Below are 22,456 nucleotides of genomic sequence, written 5' to 3'. Positions count from 1 at the left end.
GTTGTTTCAAACAATTAAGAATGCCTGGTCTATTCCCGATCTACGCAAAAAGATTCTATTTACGCTGTTTATCATTATGGTTTTCCGCTTCGGTGCAGTCATCCCGGTTCCGTTCCTCAATGTAACCGCATTGAAGGGACTCATGACCACGGTTGACAAGACCGGTTCGGCACTGAGCTACCTTGACATGCTCTCCGGCGGCGCTTTTGCAAACGGTACACTGTTTGCAATGAGCGTTACGCCCTACATTAACAGCTCCATTATTATGCAGCTTTTAACAGTTGCAATTCCGGCGCTGGAAAGACTGGCAAAAGAAGGCGAAGAGGGCCGCAAGAGAATCGGCACCATGACCCGCTACGTCACCGTCGGTCTTGGCTTGATTCAGGGTACTGCTTACTTCTTCTATCTGCGCAACAGTTCCTATCAGGGTGTACCGATCGCAAAGTACACCAAGGGCTGGGAGCAGGTGTTTGCCGCTTTCGTAATCATCATGGCGTTTACCGCAGGTACCGCGTTGATGATGTGGCTGGGCGAACAGATCAACCAAAAGGGGATTGGAAACGGTATTTCCATCTTACTGTTCTCCGGTATTGTGGCGAGAATGCCGCATACAGTCAGCTTGCTTGGCCAGTATCTGCAGGCAGCGAATCAGGACGCCTCAACATATGGCAAGTATTATTTCTTTGTTCCGATGTTTGTGGTGATTTTCCTGCTGGTCATCTGGGTCATTGTATTTATGAATGACGCGGAGCGCCGCATTCCGGTCCAGTACGCCAAGCGTATGGTTGGAAGGAAGATGTACGGCGGTCAGAGCAGCCATATTCCGATTAAGGTTGCCATGTCCGGCGTTATGCCGATCATTTTTGCAAGTTCTATTCTTTCTATTCCCAGCACGATTCAGCTGTTCCTTGGCAACAAGGTAACAACCGGATTCTGGAAGGGCTTTTTCGAAGCTTTCTCCTCCACCGGATGGATGTATTCCTTTATGTATTTCCTGCTGATTATCATGTTTGCTTATTTCTATGTGACAATTCAGTATAATCCGGTAGAGATGGCCAATAATCTTCGTCAGAACAATGGGACGATTCCCGGTATTCGTCCGGGCAAACCGACTTCTGACTTTATTGCGAAGATTCTTTCAAAGATCACTTTAATTGGGGCATTGTTCCTTGCGGTTATCGCTCTGCTGCCCATCGGCTTCGGTGCGGCTACCGGCATGCACAACATGTCGATCGGCGGAACTTCCATCCTGATTCTGGTTGGCGTTGCGCTGGAAACCGTGAAGCAGATGGAGTCGCAAATGATGATGCGCCACTACAAAGGCTTCCTTGATTGATAAGGAGTGAAAGAATATGAATCTGATCCTTCTCGGCGCCCCCGGCGCCGGCAAAGGCACGCAGGCAGAAGTCGTCTGCTCGCGTTTTAACATTCCTGCGATCTCCACGGGTAATATTATCCGTGAAGCGCTGAAAAGCGGCACTGAGATGGGAGTTCGCGCCAAGTCCTTTATGGACGCGGGAAAGCTTGTTCCTGACGAGGTAGTTATCGGCATCATTCAAGAGCGTCTTGCCAATGACGACTGTAAGAACGGGTTTGTCCTGGATGGGTTCCCGCGCACGATTCCCCAGGCCGAGGCTCTGGACAAAATGGGCGTTCGTATCGACAAGGTCATCAATATTGAAGTCCCTGACGAGACGATTGTGCAGCGTATGTCCGGACGCCGTGTCTGCGAAAGCTGCGGAGCCAGTTACCACCTGCTTTACAAAAAGCCGGAAGTTGAGGGAGTTTGCAGCAAATGCGGCGGCACCCTAGTTCAGCGCAAGGACGATCACCCGGATACGGTGAAAGAGCGCTTAAATGTGTACCACGAGCAAACCGAGCCCCTAAAGGACTACTATCTGAATCAGGGCAAGCTTTGCACAGTAGAAGGGCAAGAAGATGTGGAGCACACTACAAAACTTCTTCTTGCAGCATTAGAGGCGTAATCATGATAGTTCTTAAAACCAGCCGTGAACTTCAGTTTATGAGGGAAGCGGGCAGGGTATCATCAAGAGCATTAAAGCTGGCCGGCAAAATGGTCGAACCCGGGGTTTCTACCTGGGAAATCGACCGTGCCGCCCGCCGATACATTGAGGAACAGGGTGCAAAACCCACGTTCCTCGGGTATGGCGGCTTTCCGGCAAGCGCATGTATTTCCGTAAACGACGTGGTTATCCATGGTATACCACATAAGGGCACAATTATCAGGCAGGGTGACATTGTCAGCATTGACATCGGCGCGACTTTCGAGGGCTTTGTAGGTGATAACGCGTGGACTTTTCCATGCGGCAAGGTAAGCCCTGAAGCGCAGGCCCTTATGGATGCAACACGCGAAAGCCTGTTTGAAGGCATTAAAGCCGCTACCGCCGGCAACCGGATCGGCGACATCGGCAGCGCGGTCCAGCGGTATACCGAAGCTCGCGGTTACTCGGTGGTACGGGATTTTGTCGGCCACGGAGTAGGTGCGAAGATGCATGAAGACCCAAGTGTTCCTAATTACGGCACACCCGGCAGGGGCGTGCGCCTGTTGCCAGGCATGACCATTGCAATTGAACCAATGATTAACCAGGGTGTAAAGGAAGTAAAAACCCTTGCGGACGGTTGGACGACCGTAACCGCTGACGGCAAGCTTTCCGCGCATTTTGAACACTCCATTGCCATTACCCCGGATGGTCCGGTTATTTTAACACTGCCGGATTAAGGGGGTACACGATGGACTTTGTCAGAGGACTGGTTGTCCGGTCGGCCGCGGGACGCGACAAGGACGGCTTTTTCACGGTACTTGAGGCAGACGCCGGATTCGCGATGATTTGCGACGGTAAGCGCCGCAGCCTTGACCACCCGAAAAGGAAAAAGCTCAAACATCTTTGTCCTACCAAAACCGTATTGGCCGAAGGTTCAATGCAGACCAACCGTGAAATACGAGCTGCTCTTTCGGCGTTTAGCGCCGGGGGCCGTTTTCCACAAGAGGAGGGTAATTAATGTCGAAACAGGACGTAATTGAAACTGAAGGCGTAGTAACCGAGGCGCTGCCTAACGCAATGTTTATGGTAGAGCTTCCAAACCACCATACAATACTCGCGCACATTTCCGGCAAGCTCAGGATGAATTTCATCCGCATTCTGCCGGGCGATAAGGTTACAATAGAACTGTCGCCTTACGATTTGACGCGCGGACGTATTACATGGCGTTCAAAGTAAAACAAACACTCGCTAAGGGAGGGCGCACAAATGAAAGTAAGACCTTCTGTCAAGAAAATTTGTGAAAAATGCAAAATTATTAAGCGCAAGGGTAAAGTCATGGTTATCTGTGAAAACCCGAAGCATAAGCAGCGCCAGGGCTAATTTGGCGCAAACCTATTAACAGTGGAGGTGCAACCAGTATGGCGCGTATAGCAGGTATTGATCTGCCCAGAGATAAGCGCATCGAAATTGCTCTTACCTATATTTTCGGTATCGGTCGCAAGACTGCAACGGATATTTGTGCAGCAACAGGCATCGACCCGGACATCCGCGTAAGGGATTTAACAGAAGATGATGCGGCAAAACTCAGAGAGTATATCGACCATAACTGCCGCGTGGAAGGCGATCTTCGCCGCGACGTAGCATTTGACATTAAGAGACTGATTGAAATCGGCTGCTACCGTGGTGTTCGTCATCGCAAGGGTCTGCCGGTAAGAGGCCAGCGTTCCAAAACCAATGCGCGTACACGCAAAGGTCCCAGAAAGACGATGGCCAACAAGAAGAAGTAAATAGGGAGGGATTCAAAAGATGGCAGCACAAAAGGGCGCAGCTAAAAAAGGCACCGCAGTTCGCAGACGCCGTGAGCGTAAAAATATAGATCGCGGAGCCGCTCATATCCAGTCCACCTTTAACAACACGATTGTTACCATTACCGATACACAGGGTAATGCAATTTCGTGGGCAAGTTCCGGTGAATTAGGGTTCAGAGGTTCCAGAAAGTCCACTCCTTTCGCCGCTCAGACCGCAGCCGAGACCGCCGCTAAAGCAGCGATGGAGCACGGGATGAAAACGGTTGAGGTTTTTGTAAAGGGACCGGGCGCCGGCCGTGAGGCCGCTATCCGCGCACTTCAGGGCGCCGGCCTTGAAGTCAGCATGATTAAAGATGTTACTCCGATTCCGCACAACGGATGCCGTCCTCCGAAGAGAAGACGCGTATAGTAACAAAACCGATATAGGAGGTGCAACCATAATATGGCAAGATATACAGATGCTGTTTGCAAACTTTGCCGCCGTGAAGGTCAAAAGCTTTTCTTAAAAGGCGCAAGATGCTATACAGACAAATGCGGGGTTACCCGCCGGGCGTATGCTCCGGGCCAGCATGGTCAGGGCCGTAAAAAGACCTCTGAGTATGGCCTTCAGCTGCGCGCAAAACAGATGACAAAACGTTACTATGGTGTACTGGAGTCCCAGTTCAGGGGCTACTATGACCTTGCAACACGCAAAGAAGGAAAGACCGGTGACGAATTGCTCACAATTCTGGAATCCCGTCTTGACAACGTTGTTTACCGTTTAGGCTGGGGCAGCTCAAGAGCAGAGGCCCGTCAGCTGGTAGTTCACGGTCACTTTACCGTGAACGGCAAGAGAGTGGACATTCCTTCCTACCTGACGAAGCCGGGCGAAGTGATTTCCATTAAGGACAAGAGCCGTCAGAGCGAAAAAATCAAAGCTGTCATTGAGGCGAACTCGGCTCATCCGGTTCCGAAGTGGCTTGACATCAATCGTGAAACCCTGGAAGGCAAGATCATTGCATTACCAACCCGTGAGGATATTGACCTTGCAGTCGATGAGACTCTCATCGTTGAGTTGTACTCCAAGTAATGCCGTTTTATGACAGCATAAAAAACATCATGGCTGATAAATTAATCCGCTATATGTCAAGGAGGGTCGCTAATGATCGAGATTGAGAAGCCAAAAATAGAGACAGAAGTTTTAAGTAATGACGGGACCTATGGCAAATTTGTTGTAGAACCGCTTGAGCGTGGCTTTGGCACAACCTTGGGCAACAGTCTAAGGCGTGTTCTTTTATCATCGCTGCCGGGCGTTGCAGTCACGTCTATCAAAGTAGACGGCGTTCTTCATGAGTTTTCAACCATACCCGGAGTGAAAGAAGACGTCACCGAGATCGTGCTTAACATCAAGGGATTGACCGCCAAGCTCCATTGCGATGGACCGAAAACAGTGGAAATCGCTGCGGAAGGTCCGTGTGATGTAACGGCCGACTCTATCAAGTGCGACAGCGAGGTTGAAATCCTGAACCCGAGCATGCACATTGCTACTTTGGGCGACGGAGCAAAGCTGTATATGGAATTGACCCTGGATAAGGGGCGCGGATATGTATCTGCCGAACGCAACAAGCAAAACATGAACGCCAACGTGATCGGTGAGCTTCCGGTTGATTCCATTTATACTCCTGTCTATAAGGTGAATTATCAAGTGGAGCCAACCCGTGTGGGCCAGAGCATCGACTTTGACAAGCTCACACTCGAAGTTTGGACCAACGGAACCATCGGCGCACAGGAAGCCGTTTCTTTAGCCGCAAAAGTTCTTACCGAGCATCTGAATCTGTTTGTTGATTTGTCCGACAAGGGCAGCAGCACAGAGATCATGGTCGAAAAGGATGACAAGGGTAAGGAAAAGGTGCTGGAAATGACGATTGAAGAGCTGGATCTTTCGGTCCGTTCCTTCAACTGCCTGAAGCGCGCCGGGATCAATACGGTTGAAGACCTTATCAACAAGTCCGAAGAGGACATGATGAAGGTACGCAACCTTGGACGCAAATCCCTTGAGGAGGTTGTCTGGAAGATGGCCTCTCTCGGTTTTAATCTGCGCAAAGATGACGAATAGTTGCGCCAACCTAAGGTAAAGGAGTGATATTTCGATGCCCGGAACCAGAAAGCTCGGAAGAGACACTGACCACAGAACCGCTATGTTAAGGGCGATGGTTACCTTTCTTTTAGAGAACGGTAAAATCGAAACCACAGTTACTCGCGCCAAGGAGGTTCGCTCCATGACCGAGAAAATGATAACGATTGCGAAGGAAAACAATCTGCATAACAAACGTCTCGTTCTGGCCTTTGTTACAAAGGAAGACGTTGCGAATAAACTGTTTAATGAGATTGCTCCGAAGTATGCCGACCGCAACGGCGGTTATACACGCATCAGCAAGCTTGGCCCCCGCCGCGGCGACGCTGCCGAAATGGGAATTATCGAACTGATTTAATTTTATCGCTTACAGTAAAAGGCTGCCGCTTTTGCGGCGGCCTTTTTTGCTGCTCTTTTACGGTTCCCAAAGGGACCCGTGGATGAAAATTGAAAAAAATGCTTATAAATACTGGTGTTTTTAAAAGGAAACAGGTGGATACTTTTTAGGATAAAACAGGTTGAAAAACTGGCAATAATTACAGTAAAGAATTATTCTTCTTTCCATTTTATTCTGTTATTGAGTTCCTATACAATAGGAAAGTCGGAAATACCAACTTTGGGAAAATAATTAACAGAATGAAAGGAAAAGAACCATGAAAAAAATTCTGCAAGTATTCAGCATGATTCTGGCGCTTTCGCTTGTATTTTCAGTATTTGGAAATACAGCTGCTTTTGCGGCGGAAGAAGAGACACAAATTACTTTTTCAGATGAGTTCAATGCACTGGAAACATTGGATTTGTATTCCATGTATTACGGCATGGAAGCGACAGTCAGCGATTCACAGCTGACGCTTACCGGAGAGTCGAGCGACCCTGCCGTAGTCGACGTCGTTTTAGAGGATGTGGAGAACGGATCCTACTATTTTGATGTGGCGGCAATGGGCAAGGGTCAGGCGACGTTGACCTTTACCGCTTCTGACGGCACAACGGTCAGCAAAACATTGACTGTTGACGGCACAGGAGAGCTTCCCTACACGATTACGACGGATGTAGAAGGGGATTACTCCCTTGCAAAGGGCAGCAGCAACATCATTAAGCTGCACTATGAGGACAATGATACTTTCTCCATCCCTTATCTTGCTGCAGAGGATGGCAGTGTCCTGAATCTGGAACTGATGGATTATGATGAAGCGAACGGTGATTTCTATTACCGTGTGGACGCCGTGGGAGATGTCGGAACATCCACGGCACTTTATACAGGTGCGATCGGCTACGTTCCGCAGAAGCTGTGCAATGTCAGTGTGATTGAGAACGAGATTCTTCATATTGATACCGCAGGTCAGTATCTCTGCAATGTAAATGATGAGTACACTTTTGTGGTTACCAGTAACCTGCCCAGCATCGAGCACAGCATCACCACCAGCAGAGAAGGCGCTGTGGAGATCACCCCTGTGGCTCATGTCGGCAATCAGTATACATACAAGGTAAAGGCACTGGAGCCGGGTACCACACTGATTACCGTGAAACTGAGCGAAGAGACAGCTTCCTTCTATGTGACTGCCAATGAAGAGGATGATTTCCCGGTTGTTACAACGGAAGATGAAGAAAACATTACGCTGGAACAGGGTCAGTCCTATACCTACAAGCTTTCCATTATGGGCGGCGGTGTACCGGTTGTCGCTGCAGATACGGCCGGAGTTGTTTCCGTACAGTTCGAAAAGAAGGAAGGCATCGATTATTACTACAAGGTGACCGCTGTCAGCCCGACCGACGCGGAAACAGGGTTGACTGTCAGCTTTCCGGACAGCGAATACGCCAGCGACTATACCTATCAGTTCAGCAGCGTTACGGCCAAGCCGGGCAATAACGTGCCGACGTCCGACACAAACACGGATTTCTCTCTGAAGCAGGGCGAAAGCTACACCTTCAGACTTACAAACGCAGCGAGCTTTAATCCGGGCAGCAACGGTGTGTTTAAGGTCGAGAAAGTAAAGTCCGAGGGCAATATCACCGACTATAAGATTACCGCGATCGGCCAGCCGGGCCAGTCCGCCGGTTTCTATATGGCGGGCGCCGGTCAGGCGGCAAAGAAGGTCTGTGTCGTCACCGTTGCGGCGGCCGTTGAGCCGACATCGGATACCAACTATGACTTTACAGTAAAGCAGGGTGCAAGTTACACCTTTAAAATCAGCAACGCTGTCAGCTTCTACCCCGGTTCCAACGACGTGTTCAAAACCGAAAAAGTGGGAACCGGCAGCAATTATGCTCTCTATAAAATTACCCCCATCGGCCAGCCGGGACAATCTGCCGGTTTCTACATGGCGGGTGCCGGCCAGGCGGCAAAAAAAGTCTGTGTTGTTACGGTCGGTGCCGCTCCTGAGGCGCAATCCGACACCAACAATGACTTTACTTTGAAACAGGGCGCAAGCTACACTTTCAAGATCAGCAATGCAATCAGCTTTAACCCTGGCTCCAACGGAGTCTTTAAGACGGAGAAGGTAAAAACCGAAGGCAGCAATGTTTATTATAAAATTACCGCAATCGGTCAGCCGGGCCAGTCCGCAGGCTTCTATATGACAGGAGCCGACAAGGTGGCGAAGAAAGTGTGTGCCGTTACGGTCGGCGCGGCGGCAACGCCCACCCTCAAATCCGACACCAACAGCAATTTCAGCATTGCAAAAAGTGCATCCTATCAGTTTAAAATTACCGCCCCCGGCGCTTCTTCCGTGAATTTCAACACGGGTTCCGCCGGTGTATTCCAGGTGACGCTACTGCGCCACACGGGCGATGATTTCTTCTATAAGATCACCGCGATCGGCAAGTCCGGCCAGCAGTCGGGCATTTATGCTTCTCTTCCCGGACAGTCGGCTCAGAAGCTTTGCGTCGTTACCATCTCTTAAAGAATTTTTTCAGCATGGAAAGGGCTGCCGTTTTACGGCAGCCCTTTTGTTCTTTTAAAACACCTTGAATAAAATATTTTTTCGGTTTATAATACAGATAAAGGATGAAATATTTTTTCTTAACTCGACAGGGAGGATCAATATACCCTGTTTATTTTTAATGGCTGTAAATACAGCAGAGGTGTAGGAAGATGATTCTGAAAAATGCTAAAATTGTGGACGACAGCTTTCATTTGTGCAATTCCGATATTGCAGTGGAGGGGGATAAGATCACTTCCATCGGTCCGGGACTTAACGGGCAAGAGGAATATGATTTTTCCGGATGCGTGATCGTGCCGGGCTTTGTCGACATCCATATCCATGGATGTGTCGGAGCGGATACCTGTGACGCGGATGCCGCCGGACTTGCGAAAATGTGCGCAAAGCTGGTGCGGGAGGGCGTTACCTCGTTCTGTCCGACGACCATGACCGTTTCTCACGAGGAGATTGCCCACGCGCTGGAAACCGTAAAGAAATGTATGGATCAACCTCCGGAAGGCTCTGCCATTGCGGGTGTAAACATGGAAGGCCCCTATATTTCCATTCATCGAAAGGGCGCACAGGCGGGGGAGTATGTAAAGAACCCTGACTTTACAGAGTTTAAAAACCTGTACGATACATACGGCGGCATTATCAAGCTGGTGGATATCGCTCCGGAAAACCCCGGCGCAGAGGAATTTATCCGGAAAGCTTCCAAGCTTTGCACCGTATCCATCGCCCACACGGTTGCGGATTATGCTGCCGCCAGGCGCGCGTTTGAAATGGGCGTTTCACACGTTACCCATCTGTATAACGCGATGCCCGGCCTGACGCACCGGGAACCGGGCGTTGTCGGCGCCGTGTTTGACGACGGACGTGTCACGGCGGAAATGATCTGTGACGGTCTGCACATTGACCCGGCGGTGCTCCGTATCACGTTCTCCATTTTGGGGAAGGACCGTGTGGTCGTCATCAGCGACTCCATGCGCGCAGCGGGCCAGCCGGACGGGGTGTCCGACCTTGGCGGACAGACGGTATATGTTAAGAACGGCGCGGCCAGACTGAAGGACGGAACCTTAGCGGGCTCCACCACCAACCTTCATCAGGAAGTGAAAAATCTGGTCGGATTTGGGATTCCATTTCTGCAGGCCGTTCAGGCAGCTACCCTGAACCCGGCGAGGGAGATTCATGAAGAAAGCAGAATCGGCAGCATTAAGACGGGCAAATTTGCTGATCTGGTTGTGCTTGACTCCGATCTGAATATTAAAATGGTTGTCGCCCGGGGAAAAATTGCGGCGGATAACCGCTGAGAGCAGAATGTATTTTAAAGGGGCTGCTGCAAAACCAAAGTTTTGCAGCAGCCCCTTTTTGTACTGAAAATCAGCTTTATCTGAGAATTCTTACCCGGATAATCTCCGGGAAAGTCTGAATGTGCTCGGCGGTGGTTTCCTTAACGTCCCCGGTTACATCGAGAATGGTATAAGCATAATCCTTCTTGGATTTGCTCTGCATGTTTTCAATGTTGATGCCGCTTTCCGCCAGCGCACCGGAAAGGCGGCTGATGGTGTTCGGAATGTTGCGGTGCAGAATACAGATACGGATGGAACAGGAGGAGCAGTCGCGCGGCATAGAAACCGCGGGCATATTCACGGAATTCTTGATATTGCCGTTCTGCAGGTACTCCATCAGCTCCCCGGCAGCCATGCGCGCACAGTTGTCCTCCGACTCCGGAGTGGAAGCGCCCAGATGGGGAATCGCGATGACACCGTCGACACCGAGCATGTCGTCGCTCGGGAAATCGGTAACATAGGCGGCCGCTTTGCCGGACTCCAGAGCGGAAATCACGTCTGAAGACACCGCAAGGTCCCCGCGCGCAAAGTTCAGAAGGCGAACGCCGTCCTTCATTTTCGCAATGGATTCCTTATTAATCATCCCTTTCGTATCGGGCGTCAGCGGAACATGCACCGTGATATAATCACAGGAAGCGTAAATTTCATCGAGTGTGCGGGCGTGCCGGATGGAACGGGAAAGGCCCCACGCCGCGTCCACGGAAAGGTAGGGGTCGTAACCGTAAACTTCCATGCCAAGGCTCCTTGCGGCGTTGGCAACCAGAATGCCGATGGCTCCGAGTCCGACAACACCGAGGGTTTTGCCGCCGATTTCAGGGCCGACGAACGCGCCCTTGCCTTTTTCCACCAGTTTTCCGACCTCGTCGCCCTTTCCCTTCAGCGTCTTGGCCCACTCGATGGCGGGAACAATTTTGCGGGAGGAAAGAAGCAGACCGGCCAGCACCAGCTCCTTGACCGCGTTTGCGTTCGCGCCGGGCGTGTTGAACACAACAATGCCCTGCTCGCTGCATTTGTCCAGAGGAATATTGTTGACGCCCGCGCCCGCTCTTGCAATGGCGAGCAGGCTTTTCGGAAGCTCCATGTCGTGCATGGAAGCGGAGCGCACCAGAACGGCATCCGGATTTTCCACGGATTCGCTGCAGTGGTAATTTTCATCGAAACGGCTGGTACCGACCTCCGAAATTTTATTCAGGCATTTTATCTCATACATATCTATTCACCTACACTTCGTATTTTCAAGGATTCGTTTTACAGGTTGTTCTTTTCAAACTCGCCCATAAACTGAACCAGCTTCTCAACGCCCTCAACCGGCATTGCGTTGTAAATCGAGGCGCGCATTCCGCCAACGGAGCGATGCCCCTTGATATTGACAAAATCGAGCGCGCCGGCTTCCTTGACAAACTTTGCGTCCAGCTCGTCGCTGCCGGTTACAAACGGGATATTCATCAGGGAGCGGTCCTTTGGTACAACGGTTCCCTTAAACAGCTTGGAATTGTCCAGAAAATCATAGAGAAGACCCGCCTTTTTCTCGTTGATTTTTTTCATTTCCTCCAGCCCGCCGACGGTGTTTTTGATCCAGTCGAGCACCAGCATGCAGATATAGATGCAGTAGCACGGCGGCGTGTTGAACATGGAACCGTTGTCCGTGTGGGTCTTGTAGTTGAACATGGTCGGGGTAATGTCCATGGCGTGGCCGATCATATCCTCGCGGACAATCACTACGGTCAGGCCCGCCGGAGCCATGTTTTTCTGCGCGCCGGCGTAAAGCAGCGCGAATTTACTGACGTCGATCGGCTCACTCAGGATGCAGGAGGAAATATCCGCGACCAGCGGGACGTTTCCGGTTTCCGGCAGCTGGTGGTATTTTGTTCCGTAAATCGTGTTGTTCATACAGATATGGAAATAATCCGCGTCCTTTGTAAAGGTTTCCGGATTCAGTTCGGGAATATAGCTGAAGGTTTTATCCTTGGAAGACGCGACCGCGTTGGCAGCGCCGTAGCGGGCCGCCTCCTGATAAGCTTTTGTGGCCCACTGTCCGGTCAGGACAAAATCGGCCTTTTTGCTTTTGGTCATCAGGTTCATCGGTACCATTGCGAATTGGGAGGAAGCACCGCCCTGTAAAAAGAGAACTTTATAATTGTCGGGGATATTCATCACTTCACGAAGCAAACTTTCCGCAGAACTGATAATTCCCTCATAGATTTTAGATCGATGGGACATTTCCATTACGGACTGGCCACTGCCCTCATAATCCAGCATTTCTGCAGCTGCACGGCGCAGCACTGGTTCAGGCAACATTGAGGGACCTGCGGAAAAGTTGTAGACACGTTTCATTTAAGCGCAACCTCCATTTTAAATTTTATGGCTTACTGCCATATTGAAGATATAATTAATAATTATATCGCTTTAGCTAGTTAAAGTCAATGACGCGAAAAAATTAATTGAGGCCGCGTGGCGCCTGGGTTTGCGGGCGGCGGATTCTTTTGTTGCCAAACCGGTAAATTATGCTATAATATACCTATAAATCAGGATGGGAAAAGGAATTTATTGTACATAATATAAATTTTCAGGAGTGATTGATATGACGGTAAACGACGTGGTTTCCATTTTGGACGCGGAAATTATTACAGAGGGAGATCTGAACGCGGAAGTCAAAACAGCCTGCGGAAGCGATATGATGAGCGACGTGCTGGCGTTTGTCAAGGATCAGTCGGTGCTTTTGACCGGTCTGAACAATCCCCAGGCCGTCCGCACAGCCGAGATGATGGATATGCGCTGCGTCATTTTTGTCAGGGGAAAACAGCCCGCGCCGGATGTGGTGGAGCTTGCCCGGCAAAAGGACATCACCCTTCTGAAAACTCATCACAGGATGTTTACTGCCTGCGGCCTTCTCTATACAAACGGTTTAAGTGGGGGCTGTAAAAGTTGAACAACACCCTATCTTTCGATTACGTTGTGCCGGGTGATGATTTTACCCGCGCAGGCGAAGCGTCGAGCGACGTGAAACATAAGCTGAAGCAGATCGGATATGACCCGGACGCAATCCGCCGTGTTGCCATTGCCATGTATGAAGGGGAGATTAACATGGTAATCCACGCGGGGGGCGGAAAGGCGCATGTGGAAATCAGCCCCGAGAAAATAGAGATGGTTCTGGCCGACCGGGGACCCGGTATCAGTGACGTTGACCTTGCCATGCGCGAGGGCTACTCTACCGCGCCTGACAAAGTGCGCGCGCTGGGTTTTGGAGCAGGCATGGGCATGAGCAATATGAAAAAATGCAGCGATACCATGGAAATTCATACGAAGGTGGGCGAGGGAACCACACTGCGAATGACGGTGCTTGCGAAAAAGAAACAGTGAGGTGGGAATCATGAACCAGTTTTTCCATTCGGTTACACTGGATAAAGATAAATGCATGGGGTGTACCAACTGCATCAAACGCTGTCCGACAGAGGCAATCCGCGTACGCGGCGGCAAGGCCCGAATCATTTCGGAGCGCTGCATCGACTGCGGCGAATGTATCCGTGTCTGCCCGCACCACGCCAAGAAGGCGAAGTCCGACAGCCTTGACATGATTCAGAATTTCAAATACAAGATTGCTCTGCCCGCGCCCACGCTTTACGGACAGTTCAACAATCTGGACGATATTGACATTGTTCTGACCGGACTCAAGGACATTGGGTTTGACGAGGTGTTTGAAGTTTCTCGCAGCGCCGAGCTGGTTTCCGAGGTAACCAGAAAGCTGATGCAGGAGGGAAAGCTGGAAAAACCGGTCATCAGCTCCGCCTGTCCCGCTGTGGTCAGGCTGATCCGGGTGCGCTTCCCCGACCTTTGCTCCCATGTGCTCCAGCTGAATTCCCCAATGGAGACAGCCGCGCGCATCGCGAAGCGCGAGGCGATGAAAAAGACCGGGCTGCCCCGCAGCCAGATCGGGGCTTTCTTTATCACTCCCTGCCCGGCCAAGGTCACGGCGATCCGGATGCCGATCAGCTGCAAAAAATCAGAGGTGGACGGTGCGATTGCCATCAGCGAGATTTTTGCAAAGCTTGCCGCCGCCATGGAAAACGTTAAATCCGTGGAACCGCTTGCCCATTCCGGGATTATCGGGGTTGGGTGGGCCTCCAGCGGGGGGGAATCCTCTGCGCTGCTCAACGACAAATATCTGGCAGCGGACGGAATCGAAAATGTTATCCGCGTACTGGAAGAGCTGGAAGACGAAAAAATCAGGGAACTGAACTTTATAGAGCTGAACGCCTGCTCGGGCGGATGCGTCGGCGGGGTTCTCTGTGTGGAAAACGCCTATGTCGCAAAGGCAAGACTCCAGCGCCTGCGCCGGTACCTGCCCGTTTCGCAGAACCACATTGACGGAAAAGTCCCGGGCGGCATGAAGTGGCAGAAGAACCTGCTGTTCACCCCGGTTCTGAAGCTTTCCGACGATATGAACGAGGCGCTCAAAATGATGGCGGAAATCGATAAGATCTGCGAGGAGCTGCCCGGGCTGGACTGCGGTTCCTGCGGCGCGCCGACCTGCCGTGCGCTGGCGGAGGACATTGTTCGCGGATTCGCAAAGAAAAACCAGTGTATTTTTATTATGCGAAAGGAAATCAAGATGGTTGCCGACGCCCTGTCATCCATGGGGACTTTCCCACTGCAGAGTGATGAGGAGGATAAAAAATCATGACAGTAAAAGAGCTTGCAGAAACTCTTTCCCTGACGGTACTGGCGGGAAAGGACAGTCTGAACCGGCCCGTGACGGGGGGATATACCGGCGACCTGCTCAGCTGGGTGATGGCGCGGCTGCCGGAAAACGCCGCGTGGCTCACCGTCATGGGCAACATTAACGCGGTGGCGGTGGCTTCGCTGAAGGATGCCGCCTGCATCATCCTGACTGACTCGGCCCCGCTGGATGAACAGGCGCGGGACAAAGCAAGGGAACTTGATTTGGCGGTGCTTACCTCCCGGAAAAACAGTTACGAACTGGGTCTGAAACTGGCGGAGCTTTTGGGATGAACCGCGTATATTATGATCTGCATCTACATTCGTGCCTGTCGCCCTGCGGCAGCGACGACATGACCCCTAACAATATTGTAAACATGGCGCTGCTGCTTGGTTACAATATGATTGCCGTGACGGATCACAATTCCTGCCGCAACACGCCCGCGGCGGTCAAAGCCGGTGCGAAGAACGGGCTGCCCGTTGTGCCGGGCATGGAGCTGTGTACGCAGGAGGAGGCGCATGTGATCTGCCTTTTTCCAACGGTGGAGGCGGCGCTTGCTTTCGGCCGGTATGTGGAGGAGCGGATGCCCAAGATCCGGAACCGGCCGGAAATTTTCGGCCGACAGACCGTAATGGACGAACAGGATACGGTGATCGGCGAAGAAGAGGCTCTTCTGCTCAACGCTTCGTCCATCAGTGTGAACCGGGTGCAGAAGCTGGTGCGCGGTTACGGGGGAACGGCCTTTCCCGCCCATGTTGACAAGAGCGCGTACAGTGTGATTTCAAACCTGGGTTTTCTTCCCCCGGAGGCGGAGTTTACCGCGGCGGAAATCAGTGAAGGGGGAGATGTGAAATCCCTTCTGCTGAGCCACCCGGAACTGAATGATAAGATTTTTTTAAAAAACTCAGACGCCCATTATCTTGAAAATATGACTGATGCGTCCGCGTCGGTTCTGCTTCCGGAAAAGACGCCGGAATGTCTCATAGCGGCGCTGAACAGAGAAATACAAACAGAATGGGACAGAGGATAACAGCCGAAAGCACCAAAAAGTGCCGGCTGTTATTTTTTAACAGTGTTTCATTAAAACAGTGACATTTGTTAATAAATTTTTGTGACTTATTTAACAAAAAACATAGATTTTGCAATTTGTGTATGATATACTAAAAAACAATGGATTGTAGGAAACTTTTGTCGCCGCCACGACATTTTTCCTGCATTGATTAACCGCAAGGAGGAACAAGAATGCAAAAACGTATCAGCAGCCTGCCTTTTCAGGGAACCGTCGAGCAGAGGGAAAAGCTCGATGAAATTATCGAAAGGCATAAGCAGCAAAAAGGCGCAATACTGCCTGTTTTGCAGGAAGCACAGGAGGTTTACGGCTACCTTCCGGTAGAGGTGCAGAGCATCGTTGCCGAGGGGTTGGGCGTGCCGCTGGAAGAAGTATACGGTGTTTCCACTTTTTATTCGCAGTTTTCGCTTACACCCAAAGGAAAATATAATGTTTCGATCTGTCTGGGGACGGCCTGCTATGTCAAGGGTGCGGCGGCTGTGCTGGACAAATTGACTTCCGTATTGGGCATTCAGCCGGAGGAGTGCACTCCGGACGGCAAATATTCGCTGACCGCCTGCCGCTGTGTGGGTGCGTGCGGTCTGGCTCCGGTACTGACGGTGAACGGGGATGTTTACGGACGCATGACCCCGGAAGAAGTGGAACAGGTACTGGCAAAATACGAGTAAGATGCGAGAACTGTCTTTAAATGTGATGGATATTGCACAGAATTCAATTTCCGCAGGCGCAAAGCTGATTGTGATTGATGTGTGTGAAGAAACCAAAGCCGACAGACTGACCATCCGGATTACGGATGACGGCGCCGGGATGACCGCCGAACAGGCGGCGCGCGTGACGGATCCGTTTTTTACCACCCGCACCACCCGAAAAGTCGGGCTGGGGGTGCCGCTTTTTAAGATGGAAGCCGAAATGACGGGCGGAAGCCTGAGCGTTGCTTCTGAAAAAGGCAAAGGAACCACAGTCACAGCGACATTTGTACCGTCTCATGTGGATATGATTCCGCTCGGGGATATCAACTCCACGGTACTGCTGTTAATCACCTGCAACGAAGACAGGGATTTTGTGTTTCATCACAAACTGGATTCCCGCGAGTTTACCCTTGATACGCGCGAACTGCGCGAGGTATTAGGAAATGAGGTCAGGCTGAATTCACCGGAAGTGACCCAGTGGATCAAGAGCTGCCTCAGTGAAGAAACCCAATTCATTAAGGAGGAATTAACAAATGAAGTCTTTAGAGGAACTTCAGGCGATTAGGGATAGAGCCCGCAGTCAGGTTATTCTCCGCGAAAACAACGACAACGCCATCCGTGTACTGGTCGGCATGGCCACCTGCGGAATTGCCGCGGGGGCGCGCCCGGTTTTGAACGCCATGGTGGAAGAAGTCTCTAAGCGCGGCCTTTCCAATGTTACGGTCACTCAGACAGGCTGTATCGGAATCTGCCAGTTTGAGCCGGTGGTGGAAATTGTGACACCCGGTCAGGAAAAGGTAACCTATGTAAAGATGACGCCTGAAAAGGCGGTACGCGTGGTGAACGACCACCTGGTAAACGGCAATGTGGTAACAGAGTATACCATAGGCGCTAATTCATAAGAAGGAGGCAGCATTCATGTATCGTTCCAATGTACTGGTTTGCGGCGGTACCGGTTGTACCTCCTCAAACAGCGAGCTGATTATCTCAAAGCTCAAAGAGGAAATCGCGGTCCGGGGTCTGGACAAAGAGGTCAATGTTATCCGCACCGGCTGTTTCGGCCTCTGCGCCCTCGGCCCGATTATGATTGTCTATCCGGAAGGTTCTTTTTACAGCAGAGTCACTCCGGAGGATGTTCCTGAAATTGTGGAGGAACATCTGTTAAAGGGAAGAATTGTCAAGCGTCTGCTTTATCAGGAGACCATCGTAGACGACAACACCATCAAATCACTGAACCATACGCCTTTCTATGAAAAACAGAACCGCGTCGCGCTTCGGAACTGCGGTGTTATCAATCCGGAGTGTATTGATGAGTACATAGCGGTGGACGGATACACCGCACTGGGCAAGGTTCTTACCGAAATGACCCCGGAGCAGGTTATCGACGTGGTAAAGGCTTCCGGTCTGCGCGGCCGCGGCGGCGCGGGCTTCCCGACCGGACTGAAATGGAGCTTTGCGGCGAAAAATCAGGCTGACCAGAAATACGTCTGCTGCAACGCCGACGAAGGCGACCCGGGCGCGTTTATGGATCGTTCCGTGCTGGAAGGCGACCCGCACAGCGTGCTGGAGGCCATGGCGATTGCCGGGTACGCAATCGGTTCGTCCCAGGGCTATATTTATGTCCGCGCCGAATACCCCATCGCGGTCAAACGCCTGCAGATCGCCATCGATCAGGCGAGGGAATACGGCCTTTTGGGCAAGAACATTTTCAATACCGGATTTGATTTCGACATCGGCCTGCGCCTTGGCGCCGGTGCGTTTGTGTGCGGCGAAGAAACCGCTCTGATGACCTCCATCGAGGGCAAACGTGGGGAGCCGCGTCCGCGTCCTCCGTTCCCGGCGGTCAAGGGCCTGTTCCAGAAGCCGACCATTCTCAACAACGTGGAAACCTACGCCAACATTACCCAGATTATTTTGAAGGGCGCGGACTGGTTTGCCTCTATGGGCACCGAAAAGTCCAAGGGTACCAAGGTGTTCGCTCTGGGCGGAAAAATCAAGCACACCGGCCTTGTGGAAGTGCCGATGGGTACGACGCTGCGTGAAATTGTAGAGGAAATCGGCGGCGGCGTGCCGGACGGTCATACCTTTAAAGCAGCTCAGACCGGCGGACCTTCCGGCGGTTGTATTCCGGCTTCTCAGCTTGATATCCCAATTGATTATGATAACCTGCTGTCCATCGGTGCCATGATGGGCTCCGGCGGACTGATCGTCATGGACGATACAAACTGTATGGTCGACATTGCGAAATTCTTCCTGGAATTCACCGTGGACGAATCCTGCGGCAAGTGTACGCCGTGCCGGATCGGCACCAGGCGGCTGCTGGAAATGCTCGAAAAGATTACCAGCGGAAACGGAACCTTGGAAGATCTTGACCGTCTGGAAGAACTGTGCTACTACCTGAAGGAGAATTCGCTGTGCGCACTCGGCCAGACCGCACCGAACCCGGTGCTTTCCACCCTGCACTATTTCCGCGACGAGTACATTGCCCATGTTACGGAGCACCGCTGCCCGGCCGGCGTCTGCAAGGCGCTGACCAACTATGTCATCCTTGAGGATAAATGCCGCGGATGCACGCTGTGCGCGCGCAACTGTCCTGTCGGCGCAATTACCGGCAGCGTAAAGGTTCCTCATGTGATTGATACGAAAAAATGCATTAAGTGCGGCGCCTGCATGGAAAAATGCAAGTTCAGCGCGATCATTAAGAAATAAAGGAGTGTGCCATCATGGAAAAAATGGTGAATATAAAAATAAACGGCATGCCCCTCTCAGTGCCGGCTGATTCCACAATTCTGGAGGCGGCGAGGCTTGCCGGAATCGATATTCCGACCTTATGCTACCTGAAAGGAATTAATGAGATCGGTGCCTGCCGTATGTGCGTGGTAGAGGTAAAGGGCGCGCGCTCTTTGGTTGCTTCCTGCGTTTATCCGGTCAATGAGGGGATGGAGGTTCAGACCAATACCGCTAAAATTCAGCGGTCCAGAAAAATGACGCTGGAAATGCTGCTTTCCGTCCATAATCAGGACTGCTTAGCCTGCAAGCGCAGCGGAAACTGCGAATTCCAGACCCTGTGCAATGAGATGGGTGTGGAGCAGACGGATCGTTTTGAAGGGGCGAAGCCCGACGCCACCAGGGACGAGTCGACCCTGCACCTGATTCGCGATAATTCCAAATGTATCCTCTGCCGCCGCTGCGTGGCTGCCTGCGCCGACCAGCACGTCGCCGTTATCGGCCCGAACTGCCGCGGCTTTGATACTCATATTGCCTGCTCCTTTGAAAAGCCGCTCAATGACGTTCCGTGCGTTTCCTGCGGCCAGTGCATTGTGAGCTGCCCGACCGGCGCTTTGACGGAACGCGACCAGTGTGACGAGGTCATGGCCGCCCTGAACGATCCGGAAAAATATGTGGTCGTACAGACCGCGCCTGCTATCCGCGCTACGCTCGGCGAGTGCTTCGGCCTTCCGGTCGGCACAAACGTAAAGGGCAAGATGGTTGCCGCGCTGCGCCGTCTGGGCTTTGACAAAGTGTTTGACACGGATTTCGGCGCCGACCTTACCATTATGGAAGAGGCCAACGAGCTGCTTGAGCGCGTACAGAACGGCGGTCCGCTGCCGCTGATTACCTCCTGCTCGCCGGGCTGGATCAAATTCTGCGAATATTATTACCCGGAGCTGCTGCCCAACGTTTCCTCCTGCAAATCGCCGCAGCAGATGACCGGCGCGGTCATCAAGACGTATTACGCGCAGAAGAACAACATCGACCCGAAAAACATCGTGGTCGTCAGCGTAATGCCCTGCGTAGCCAAAAAATTTGAAGTCAAGCGCGAGGATGAGGATGGAGCCGGTGCGGGAATCCCGGATACCGATATTGCCATCACCACCCGCGAGCTTGCGCGTCTCATCAATATGGCCCATATCAACTTCAACCGCCTGCCGGATGAGGACTTTGACCCGGCGTTGGGTGTTTCCACCGGTGCCGCGGCGATTTTCGGCGCGACCGGCGGCGTGATGGAGGCCGCGCTCAGAACGGCGGCCGATGCCCTGGAGGGCAAGAGCCTTGACTCTGTTGAATATACCGAAATCCGCGGAACGGAAGGAATCAAGGAAGCTGTTTACCACGTCGGCGGCATGGATGTGAAAGTTGCTGCGGTCAGCGGTCTGAACAACGCCAATGAAGTCCTTGAAAAAGTGAAGAACGGCGAAGGCGGCTATCATTTTATTGAAATTATGTGCTGCCCGGGCGGCTGTGTCAACGGCGGCGGTCAGCCGATTCAGCCTGCGGCTGTCCGCAGCTTTACCGATCTGAAGGCAGAAAGAGCAAAGGCGCTTTATGAGGAAGACAAGAACCTGCCTTTGCGCAAGAGCCATGAAAGCCCGCTTATCAAGATGATCTACGAAGAATTCTTTGAGAAGCCGGGCAGCCATAAGGCCCACGAAATTCTGCACACAAGCTATGTGCCCCGTAAAAAGTACTAAAATCATCAGTGCCTCCGGACGAAAAGTTCGGAGGCATTTTTACGGAAATTATGGTATAATAACCGAAAAGCGGCTGTGCCGTAAAAACTCTTTTTCACGGTGCTTTTCTCAGAAGGGAAAGAAGGCGGAGATGCTGAAAAGACAGATTGTAAAAATTTTTACGCTGGTGTTGTCCGTCGGCGGGATTGTCTGGTTTTTGATCCCGATTCATTGGGATGTGCTGAACATTGGAAACGCGGCGGGCCTAGTTGTATGCGCTCTCCTGTTTCTGTGCGCGTTGTTTTCCGGTGCCATCAGACGGAGGAGCAAACGCTCCAAAGGTTTCCGGATTTTCTGCCGGATTGTTCTGGCTCTGTTTGGAGCCGGAGTGCTGTGGGCGGCGGTGCTGACCGGGCTGATGATTTATGGCGCCGGTGCGGGACAACCTTCTCCGCCGGAGGACGCAACCGCGGTCGTGCTTGGCAGCAAGGTGAGCGGTACGGTGCCCAGCGCCGATCTGCGGGTCAGAATAGAAACGGCCGCCGCGTACCTGAACGAACATCCACAGGCGAAATGTATTGCCAGCGGCGGTCAGGGGAAAGGGGAACTGGTGACGGAAGCTTCCGTCATTCGCGAATATCTGGTGAAAAACGGGATTGACGCTTCCCGGATTTTTGTGGAGGACACTTCTGTTTCCACACAGGAAAATCTGCGCAATTCGTTGGCGCTGACAAAGCAAAACGGACTGAACCCCGTCATGGCGATCGTGACGGACGATTACCACCAGTACCGCGCGGGCAGAATCGCCGCCGAACTGAAAATCACATCCTATCCGGTCAGTGCGCCGACGCCGTGGTACATTTTTTCTTCCTGTTACGCGCGGGAACTGCTTGCTCTGACAAAGTTTTTTGTGATTCCCTGAACCCTGTTTGAACAATCGGGAAATTTGTCCGGCTCGGCGGCATTTTGCCGCCCGCGACAGAATGTCTGCAATCACAAGCATAAATTTACTGATTGTATAAAATACGACATAATAGTCAAAAAGTAATCATTCATATCCGGGATTAATCGGTCTTTCGTATCCCCCGTCAATGAAAACCACGGCGGAATCGTATCTCAAGACAGGCTCTTTGGGGATACTTGGGGGTGCAGGGGGATTTTATGGAATCCTTCCGCCGGGAATTAAAAATCCCCCTGTGCGTCCTTTCCTACTTTCGGACAAGAGCGAAAGTAGGGGCCTGCCCGGCCTGAGGGCAGACTATGCGGTCGGCAAGCGCCTACGGCGTGCTCTCATGAGCGCAAGGCAAAAAAATGAGGTTCCCCCAGTCAGGCTTTGCCT

At 51.9% G+C, this 22,456-nt stretch carries 26 protein-coding genes; 24 read left to right on the top strand and 2 right to left on the bottom strand.

The window, feature by feature from the left end:
- Window position 1: 1 nt before the first annotated feature.
- From secY to nagA, 13 genes are all read left to right on the top strand, one after another.
- Window positions 2-1,336 (top strand): preprotein translocase subunit SecY, encoded by a 1,335-nt coding sequence (gene secY, locus J5W02_RS07030; protein WP_219964959.1) that lies wholly within the window; start codon window positions 2-4, stop codon window positions 1,334-1,336.
- A 16-nt stretch (window positions 1,337-1,352) separates the two neighbouring features.
- Window positions 1,353-1,985 carry an adenylate kinase gene (locus J5W02_RS07025; protein ID WP_219964958.1) on the top strand — a complete coding sequence of 211 codons (633 nt, stop codon included), beginning with the start codon at window positions 1,353-1,355 and terminating at the stop codon, window positions 1,983-1,985.
- Between the two features lie 2 nt (window positions 1,986-1,987).
- Complete coding sequence (map, locus tag J5W02_RS07020; protein ID WP_219964957.1) at window positions 1,988-2,740, top strand: type I methionyl aminopeptidase; 753 nt, start codon at window positions 1,988-1,990, stop codon at window positions 2,738-2,740.
- A gap of 11 nt (window positions 2,741-2,751) precedes the next feature.
- Window positions 2,752-3,021 carry a KOW domain-containing RNA-binding protein gene (locus J5W02_RS07015; RefSeq protein ID WP_219964956.1) on the top strand — a complete coding sequence of 90 codons (270 nt, stop codon included), beginning with the start codon at window positions 2,752-2,754 and terminating at the stop codon, window positions 3,019-3,021.
- Window positions 3,021-3,239 (top strand): translation initiation factor IF-1, encoded by a 219-nt coding sequence (gene infA, locus J5W02_RS07010; RefSeq protein WP_219964955.1) that lies wholly within the window; start codon window positions 3,021-3,023, stop codon window positions 3,237-3,239. Before J5W02_RS07015 ends, infA begins: the two co-directional genes overlap by 1 nt.
- A 30-nt stretch (window positions 3,240-3,269) precedes the next feature.
- On the top strand, window positions 3,270-3,383 hold the full coding sequence (gene rpmJ, locus J5W02_RS07005; RefSeq protein ID WP_022174947.1) for a 50S ribosomal protein L36: 114 nt from the start codon (window positions 3,270-3,272) through the stop codon (window positions 3,381-3,383).
- 38 nt (window positions 3,384-3,421) lie between these two features.
- Window positions 3,422-3,790 (top strand): 30S ribosomal protein S13, encoded by a 369-nt coding sequence (gene rpsM, locus J5W02_RS07000; protein ID WP_219964954.1) that lies wholly within the window; start codon window positions 3,422-3,424, stop codon window positions 3,788-3,790.
- A 19-nt stretch (window positions 3,791-3,809) separates the two neighbouring features.
- Window positions 3,810-4,220, top strand: coding sequence for a 30S ribosomal protein S11 (gene rpsK / locus J5W02_RS06995; protein ID WP_038325906.1), 411 nt, complete (start codon window positions 3,810-3,812; stop codon window positions 4,218-4,220).
- 33 nt (window positions 4,221-4,253) lie between these two features.
- Window positions 4,254-4,880, top strand: coding sequence for a 30S ribosomal protein S4 (rpsD, locus tag J5W02_RS06990; RefSeq protein WP_219964953.1), 627 nt, complete (start codon window positions 4,254-4,256; stop codon window positions 4,878-4,880).
- A gap of 72 nt (window positions 4,881-4,952) precedes the next feature.
- Entirely contained in the window at window positions 4,953-5,906 is a 954-nt protein-coding gene (locus J5W02_RS06985; RefSeq protein WP_219964952.1) for a DNA-directed RNA polymerase subunit alpha, read from the top strand.
- A 34-nt stretch (window positions 5,907-5,940) separates the two neighbouring features.
- Complete coding sequence (rplQ, locus tag J5W02_RS06980) at window positions 5,941-6,282, top strand: 50S ribosomal protein L17 (protein ID WP_219964951.1); 342 nt, start codon at window positions 5,941-5,943, stop codon at window positions 6,280-6,282.
- Between the two features lie 295 nt (window positions 6,283-6,577).
- Window positions 6,578-8,824 carry a hypothetical protein gene (locus J5W02_RS06975; protein WP_219964950.1) on the top strand — a complete coding sequence of 749 codons (2,247 nt, stop codon included), beginning with the start codon at window positions 6,578-6,580 and terminating at the stop codon, window positions 8,822-8,824.
- A 191-nt stretch (window positions 8,825-9,015) separates the two neighbouring features.
- The gene (gene nagA / locus J5W02_RS06970) at window positions 9,016-10,152 is read left to right on the top strand and encodes an N-acetylglucosamine-6-phosphate deacetylase (protein WP_219964949.1); all 1,137 of its coding nucleotides are present in this window, start codon (window positions 9,016-9,018) and stop codon (window positions 10,150-10,152) included.
- A 76-nt stretch (window positions 10,153-10,228) separates the two neighbouring features.
- On the opposite strand, the gene J5W02_RS06965 is transcribed toward nagA, so the two are convergent.
- Both J5W02_RS06965 and serC read right to left on the bottom strand, forming a co-directional pair.
- On the bottom strand, window positions 10,229-11,401 hold the full coding sequence (locus J5W02_RS06965) for a phosphoglycerate dehydrogenase (protein ID WP_219964948.1): 1,173 nt from the start codon (window positions 11,399-11,401) through the stop codon (window positions 10,229-10,231).
- A gap of 38 nt (window positions 11,402-11,439) precedes the next feature.
- Complete coding sequence (gene serC / locus J5W02_RS06960; RefSeq protein ID WP_219964947.1) at window positions 11,440-12,525, bottom strand: 3-phosphoserine/phosphohydroxythreonine transaminase; 1,086 nt, start codon at window positions 12,523-12,525, stop codon at window positions 11,440-11,442.
- Between the two features lie 247 nt (window positions 12,526-12,772).
- On the opposite strand from serC, the gene J5W02_RS06955 reads away from it, so the two are divergent.
- The 11 genes from J5W02_RS06955 to J5W02_RS06905 all read left to right on the top strand — a co-directional run bounded on the left by J5W02_RS06955 (window position 12,773) and on the right by J5W02_RS06905 (window position 22,039).
- Entirely contained in the window at window positions 12,773-13,120 is a 348-nt protein-coding gene (locus J5W02_RS06955; protein ID WP_219964946.1) for a DRTGG domain-containing protein, read from the top strand.
- Entirely contained in the window at window positions 13,117-13,551 is a 435-nt protein-coding gene (locus tag J5W02_RS06950) for an ATP-binding protein (protein ID WP_219964945.1), read from the top strand. Before J5W02_RS06955 ends, J5W02_RS06950 begins: the two co-directional genes overlap by 4 nt.
- Before the next feature lie 10 nt (window positions 13,552-13,561).
- On the top strand, window positions 13,562-14,872 hold the full coding sequence (locus J5W02_RS06945; RefSeq protein ID WP_219964944.1) for a [Fe-Fe] hydrogenase large subunit C-terminal domain-containing protein: 1,311 nt from the start codon (window positions 13,562-13,564) through the stop codon (window positions 14,870-14,872).
- Complete coding sequence (locus J5W02_RS06940; RefSeq protein ID WP_219964943.1) at window positions 14,869-15,201, top strand: DRTGG domain-containing protein; 333 nt, start codon at window positions 14,869-14,871, stop codon at window positions 15,199-15,201. The genes J5W02_RS06945 and J5W02_RS06940 overlap by 4 nt, the downstream gene beginning before the upstream one ends.
- Entirely contained in the window at window positions 15,198-15,938 is a 741-nt protein-coding gene (locus J5W02_RS06935) for a PHP domain-containing protein (protein WP_219964942.1), read from the top strand. The genes J5W02_RS06940 and J5W02_RS06935 overlap by 4 nt, the downstream gene beginning before the upstream one ends.
- Before the next feature lie 212 nt (window positions 15,939-16,150).
- Window positions 16,151-16,645, top strand: coding sequence for an NADH-quinone oxidoreductase subunit NuoE family protein (locus J5W02_RS06930; RefSeq protein ID WP_219964941.1), 495 nt, complete (start codon window positions 16,151-16,153; stop codon window positions 16,643-16,645).
- Window position 16,646: 1 nt separating this feature from the next.
- Window positions 16,647-17,231 carry an ATP-binding protein gene (locus J5W02_RS06925; protein ID WP_219964940.1) on the top strand — a complete coding sequence of 195 codons (585 nt, stop codon included), beginning with the start codon at window positions 16,647-16,649 and terminating at the stop codon, window positions 17,229-17,231.
- Window positions 17,200-17,568 carry a (2Fe-2S) ferredoxin domain-containing protein gene (locus J5W02_RS06920; RefSeq protein WP_219964939.1) on the top strand — a complete coding sequence of 123 codons (369 nt, stop codon included), beginning with the start codon at window positions 17,200-17,202 and terminating at the stop codon, window positions 17,566-17,568. The genes J5W02_RS06925 and J5W02_RS06920 overlap by 32 nt, the downstream gene beginning before the upstream one ends.
- A 16-nt stretch (window positions 17,569-17,584) precedes the next feature.
- The gene (nuoF, locus tag J5W02_RS06915; RefSeq protein WP_219964938.1) at window positions 17,585-19,375 is read left to right on the top strand and encodes an NADH-quinone oxidoreductase subunit NuoF; all 1,791 of its coding nucleotides are present in this window, start codon (window positions 17,585-17,587) and stop codon (window positions 19,373-19,375) included.
- Between the two features lie 23 nt (window positions 19,376-19,398).
- Window positions 19,399-21,138, top strand: coding sequence for an NADH-dependent [FeFe] hydrogenase, group A6 (locus tag J5W02_RS06910; protein ID WP_407928365.1), 1,740 nt, complete (start codon window positions 19,399-19,401; stop codon window positions 21,136-21,138).
- A 130-nt stretch (window positions 21,139-21,268) separates the two neighbouring features.
- Window positions 21,269-22,039 (top strand): YdcF family protein, encoded by a 771-nt coding sequence (locus J5W02_RS06905; protein WP_219964936.1) that lies wholly within the window; start codon window positions 21,269-21,271, stop codon window positions 22,037-22,039.
- The last annotated feature ends 417 nt before the right edge of the window (window positions 22,040-22,456 follow it).

The organism is Caproiciproducens faecalis (assembly GCF_019448085.1).
Classification (GTDB): domain Bacteria; phylum Bacillota; class Clostridia; order Oscillospirales; family Acutalibacteraceae; genus Caproiciproducens; species Caproiciproducens faecalis.
This window is presented reverse-complemented; position numbering and strand designations above follow the sequence as displayed.

Bases quoted from the DNA above. Each gene is read 5' to 3' on its own strand.
- J5W02_RS06975 (WP_219964950.1), top strand. From the start codon at position 6,578: ATGAAAAAAATTCTGCAAGTATTCAGCATGATTCTGGCGCTTTCGCTT.
- J5W02_RS06925 (WP_219964940.1), top strand. From the start codon at position 16,647: ATGCGAGAACTGTCTTTAAATGTGATGGATATTGCACAGAATTCAATT.
- rpmJ (WP_022174947.1), top strand. From the start codon at position 3,270: ATGAAAGTAAGACCTTCTGTCAAGAAAATTTGTGAAAAATGCAAAATT.
- J5W02_RS06965 (WP_219964948.1), bottom strand. From the start codon at position 11,401: ATGTATGAGATAAAATGCCTGAATAAAATTTCGGAGGTCGGTACCAGC.
- map (WP_219964957.1), top strand. From the start codon at position 1,988: ATGATAGTTCTTAAAACCAGCCGTGAACTTCAGTTTATGAGGGAAGCG.
- rpsM (WP_219964954.1), top strand. From the start codon at position 3,422: ATGGCGCGTATAGCAGGTATTGATCTGCCCAGAGATAAGCGCATCGAA.
- serC (WP_219964947.1), bottom strand. From the start codon at position 12,525: ATGAAACGTGTCTACAACTTTTCCGCAGGTCCCTCAATGTTGCCTGAA.
- J5W02_RS06920 (WP_219964939.1), top strand. From the start codon at position 17,200: ATGAAGTCTTTAGAGGAACTTCAGGCGATTAGGGATAGAGCCCGCAGT.
- rpsK (WP_038325906.1), top strand. From the start codon at position 3,810: ATGGCAGCACAAAAGGGCGCAGCTAAAAAAGGCACCGCAGTTCGCAGA.
- nuoF (WP_219964938.1), top strand. From the start codon at position 17,585: ATGTATCGTTCCAATGTACTGGTTTGCGGCGGTACCGGTTGTACCTCC.
- J5W02_RS06985 (WP_219964952.1), top strand. From the start codon at position 4,953: ATGATCGAGATTGAGAAGCCAAAAATAGAGACAGAAGTTTTAAGTAAT.
- J5W02_RS06955 (WP_219964946.1), top strand. From the start codon at position 12,773: ATGACGGTAAACGACGTGGTTTCCATTTTGGACGCGGAAATTATTACA.
- rplQ (WP_219964951.1), top strand. From the start codon at position 5,941: ATGCCCGGAACCAGAAAGCTCGGAAGAGACACTGACCACAGAACCGCT.
- J5W02_RS07025 (WP_219964958.1), top strand. From the start codon at position 1,353: ATGAATCTGATCCTTCTCGGCGCCCCCGGCGCCGGCAAAGGCACGCAG.
- nagA (WP_219964949.1), top strand. From the start codon at position 9,016: ATGATTCTGAAAAATGCTAAAATTGTGGACGACAGCTTTCATTTGTGC.
- J5W02_RS06910 (WP_407928365.1), top strand. From the start codon at position 19,399: ATGGTGAATATAAAAATAAACGGCATGCCCCTCTCAGTGCCGGCTGAT.
- J5W02_RS06905 (WP_219964936.1), top strand. From the start codon at position 21,269: ATGCTGAAAAGACAGATTGTAAAAATTTTTACGCTGGTGTTGTCCGTC.
- rpsD (WP_219964953.1), top strand. From the start codon at position 4,254: ATGGCAAGATATACAGATGCTGTTTGCAAACTTTGCCGCCGTGAAGGT.
- J5W02_RS06945 (WP_219964944.1), top strand. From the start codon at position 13,562: ATGAACCAGTTTTTCCATTCGGTTACACTGGATAAAGATAAATGCATG.
- infA (WP_219964955.1), top strand. From the start codon at position 3,021: ATGTCGAAACAGGACGTAATTGAAACTGAAGGCGTAGTAACCGAGGCG.
- J5W02_RS06940 (WP_219964943.1), top strand. From the start codon at position 14,869: ATGACAGTAAAAGAGCTTGCAGAAACTCTTTCCCTGACGGTACTGGCG.
- J5W02_RS06930 (WP_219964941.1), top strand. From the start codon at position 16,151: ATGCAAAAACGTATCAGCAGCCTGCCTTTTCAGGGAACCGTCGAGCAG.
- J5W02_RS06935 (WP_219964942.1), top strand. From the start codon at position 15,198: ATGAACCGCGTATATTATGATCTGCATCTACATTCGTGCCTGTCGCCC.
- J5W02_RS07015 (WP_219964956.1), top strand. From the start codon at position 2,752: ATGGACTTTGTCAGAGGACTGGTTGTCCGGTCGGCCGCGGGACGCGAC.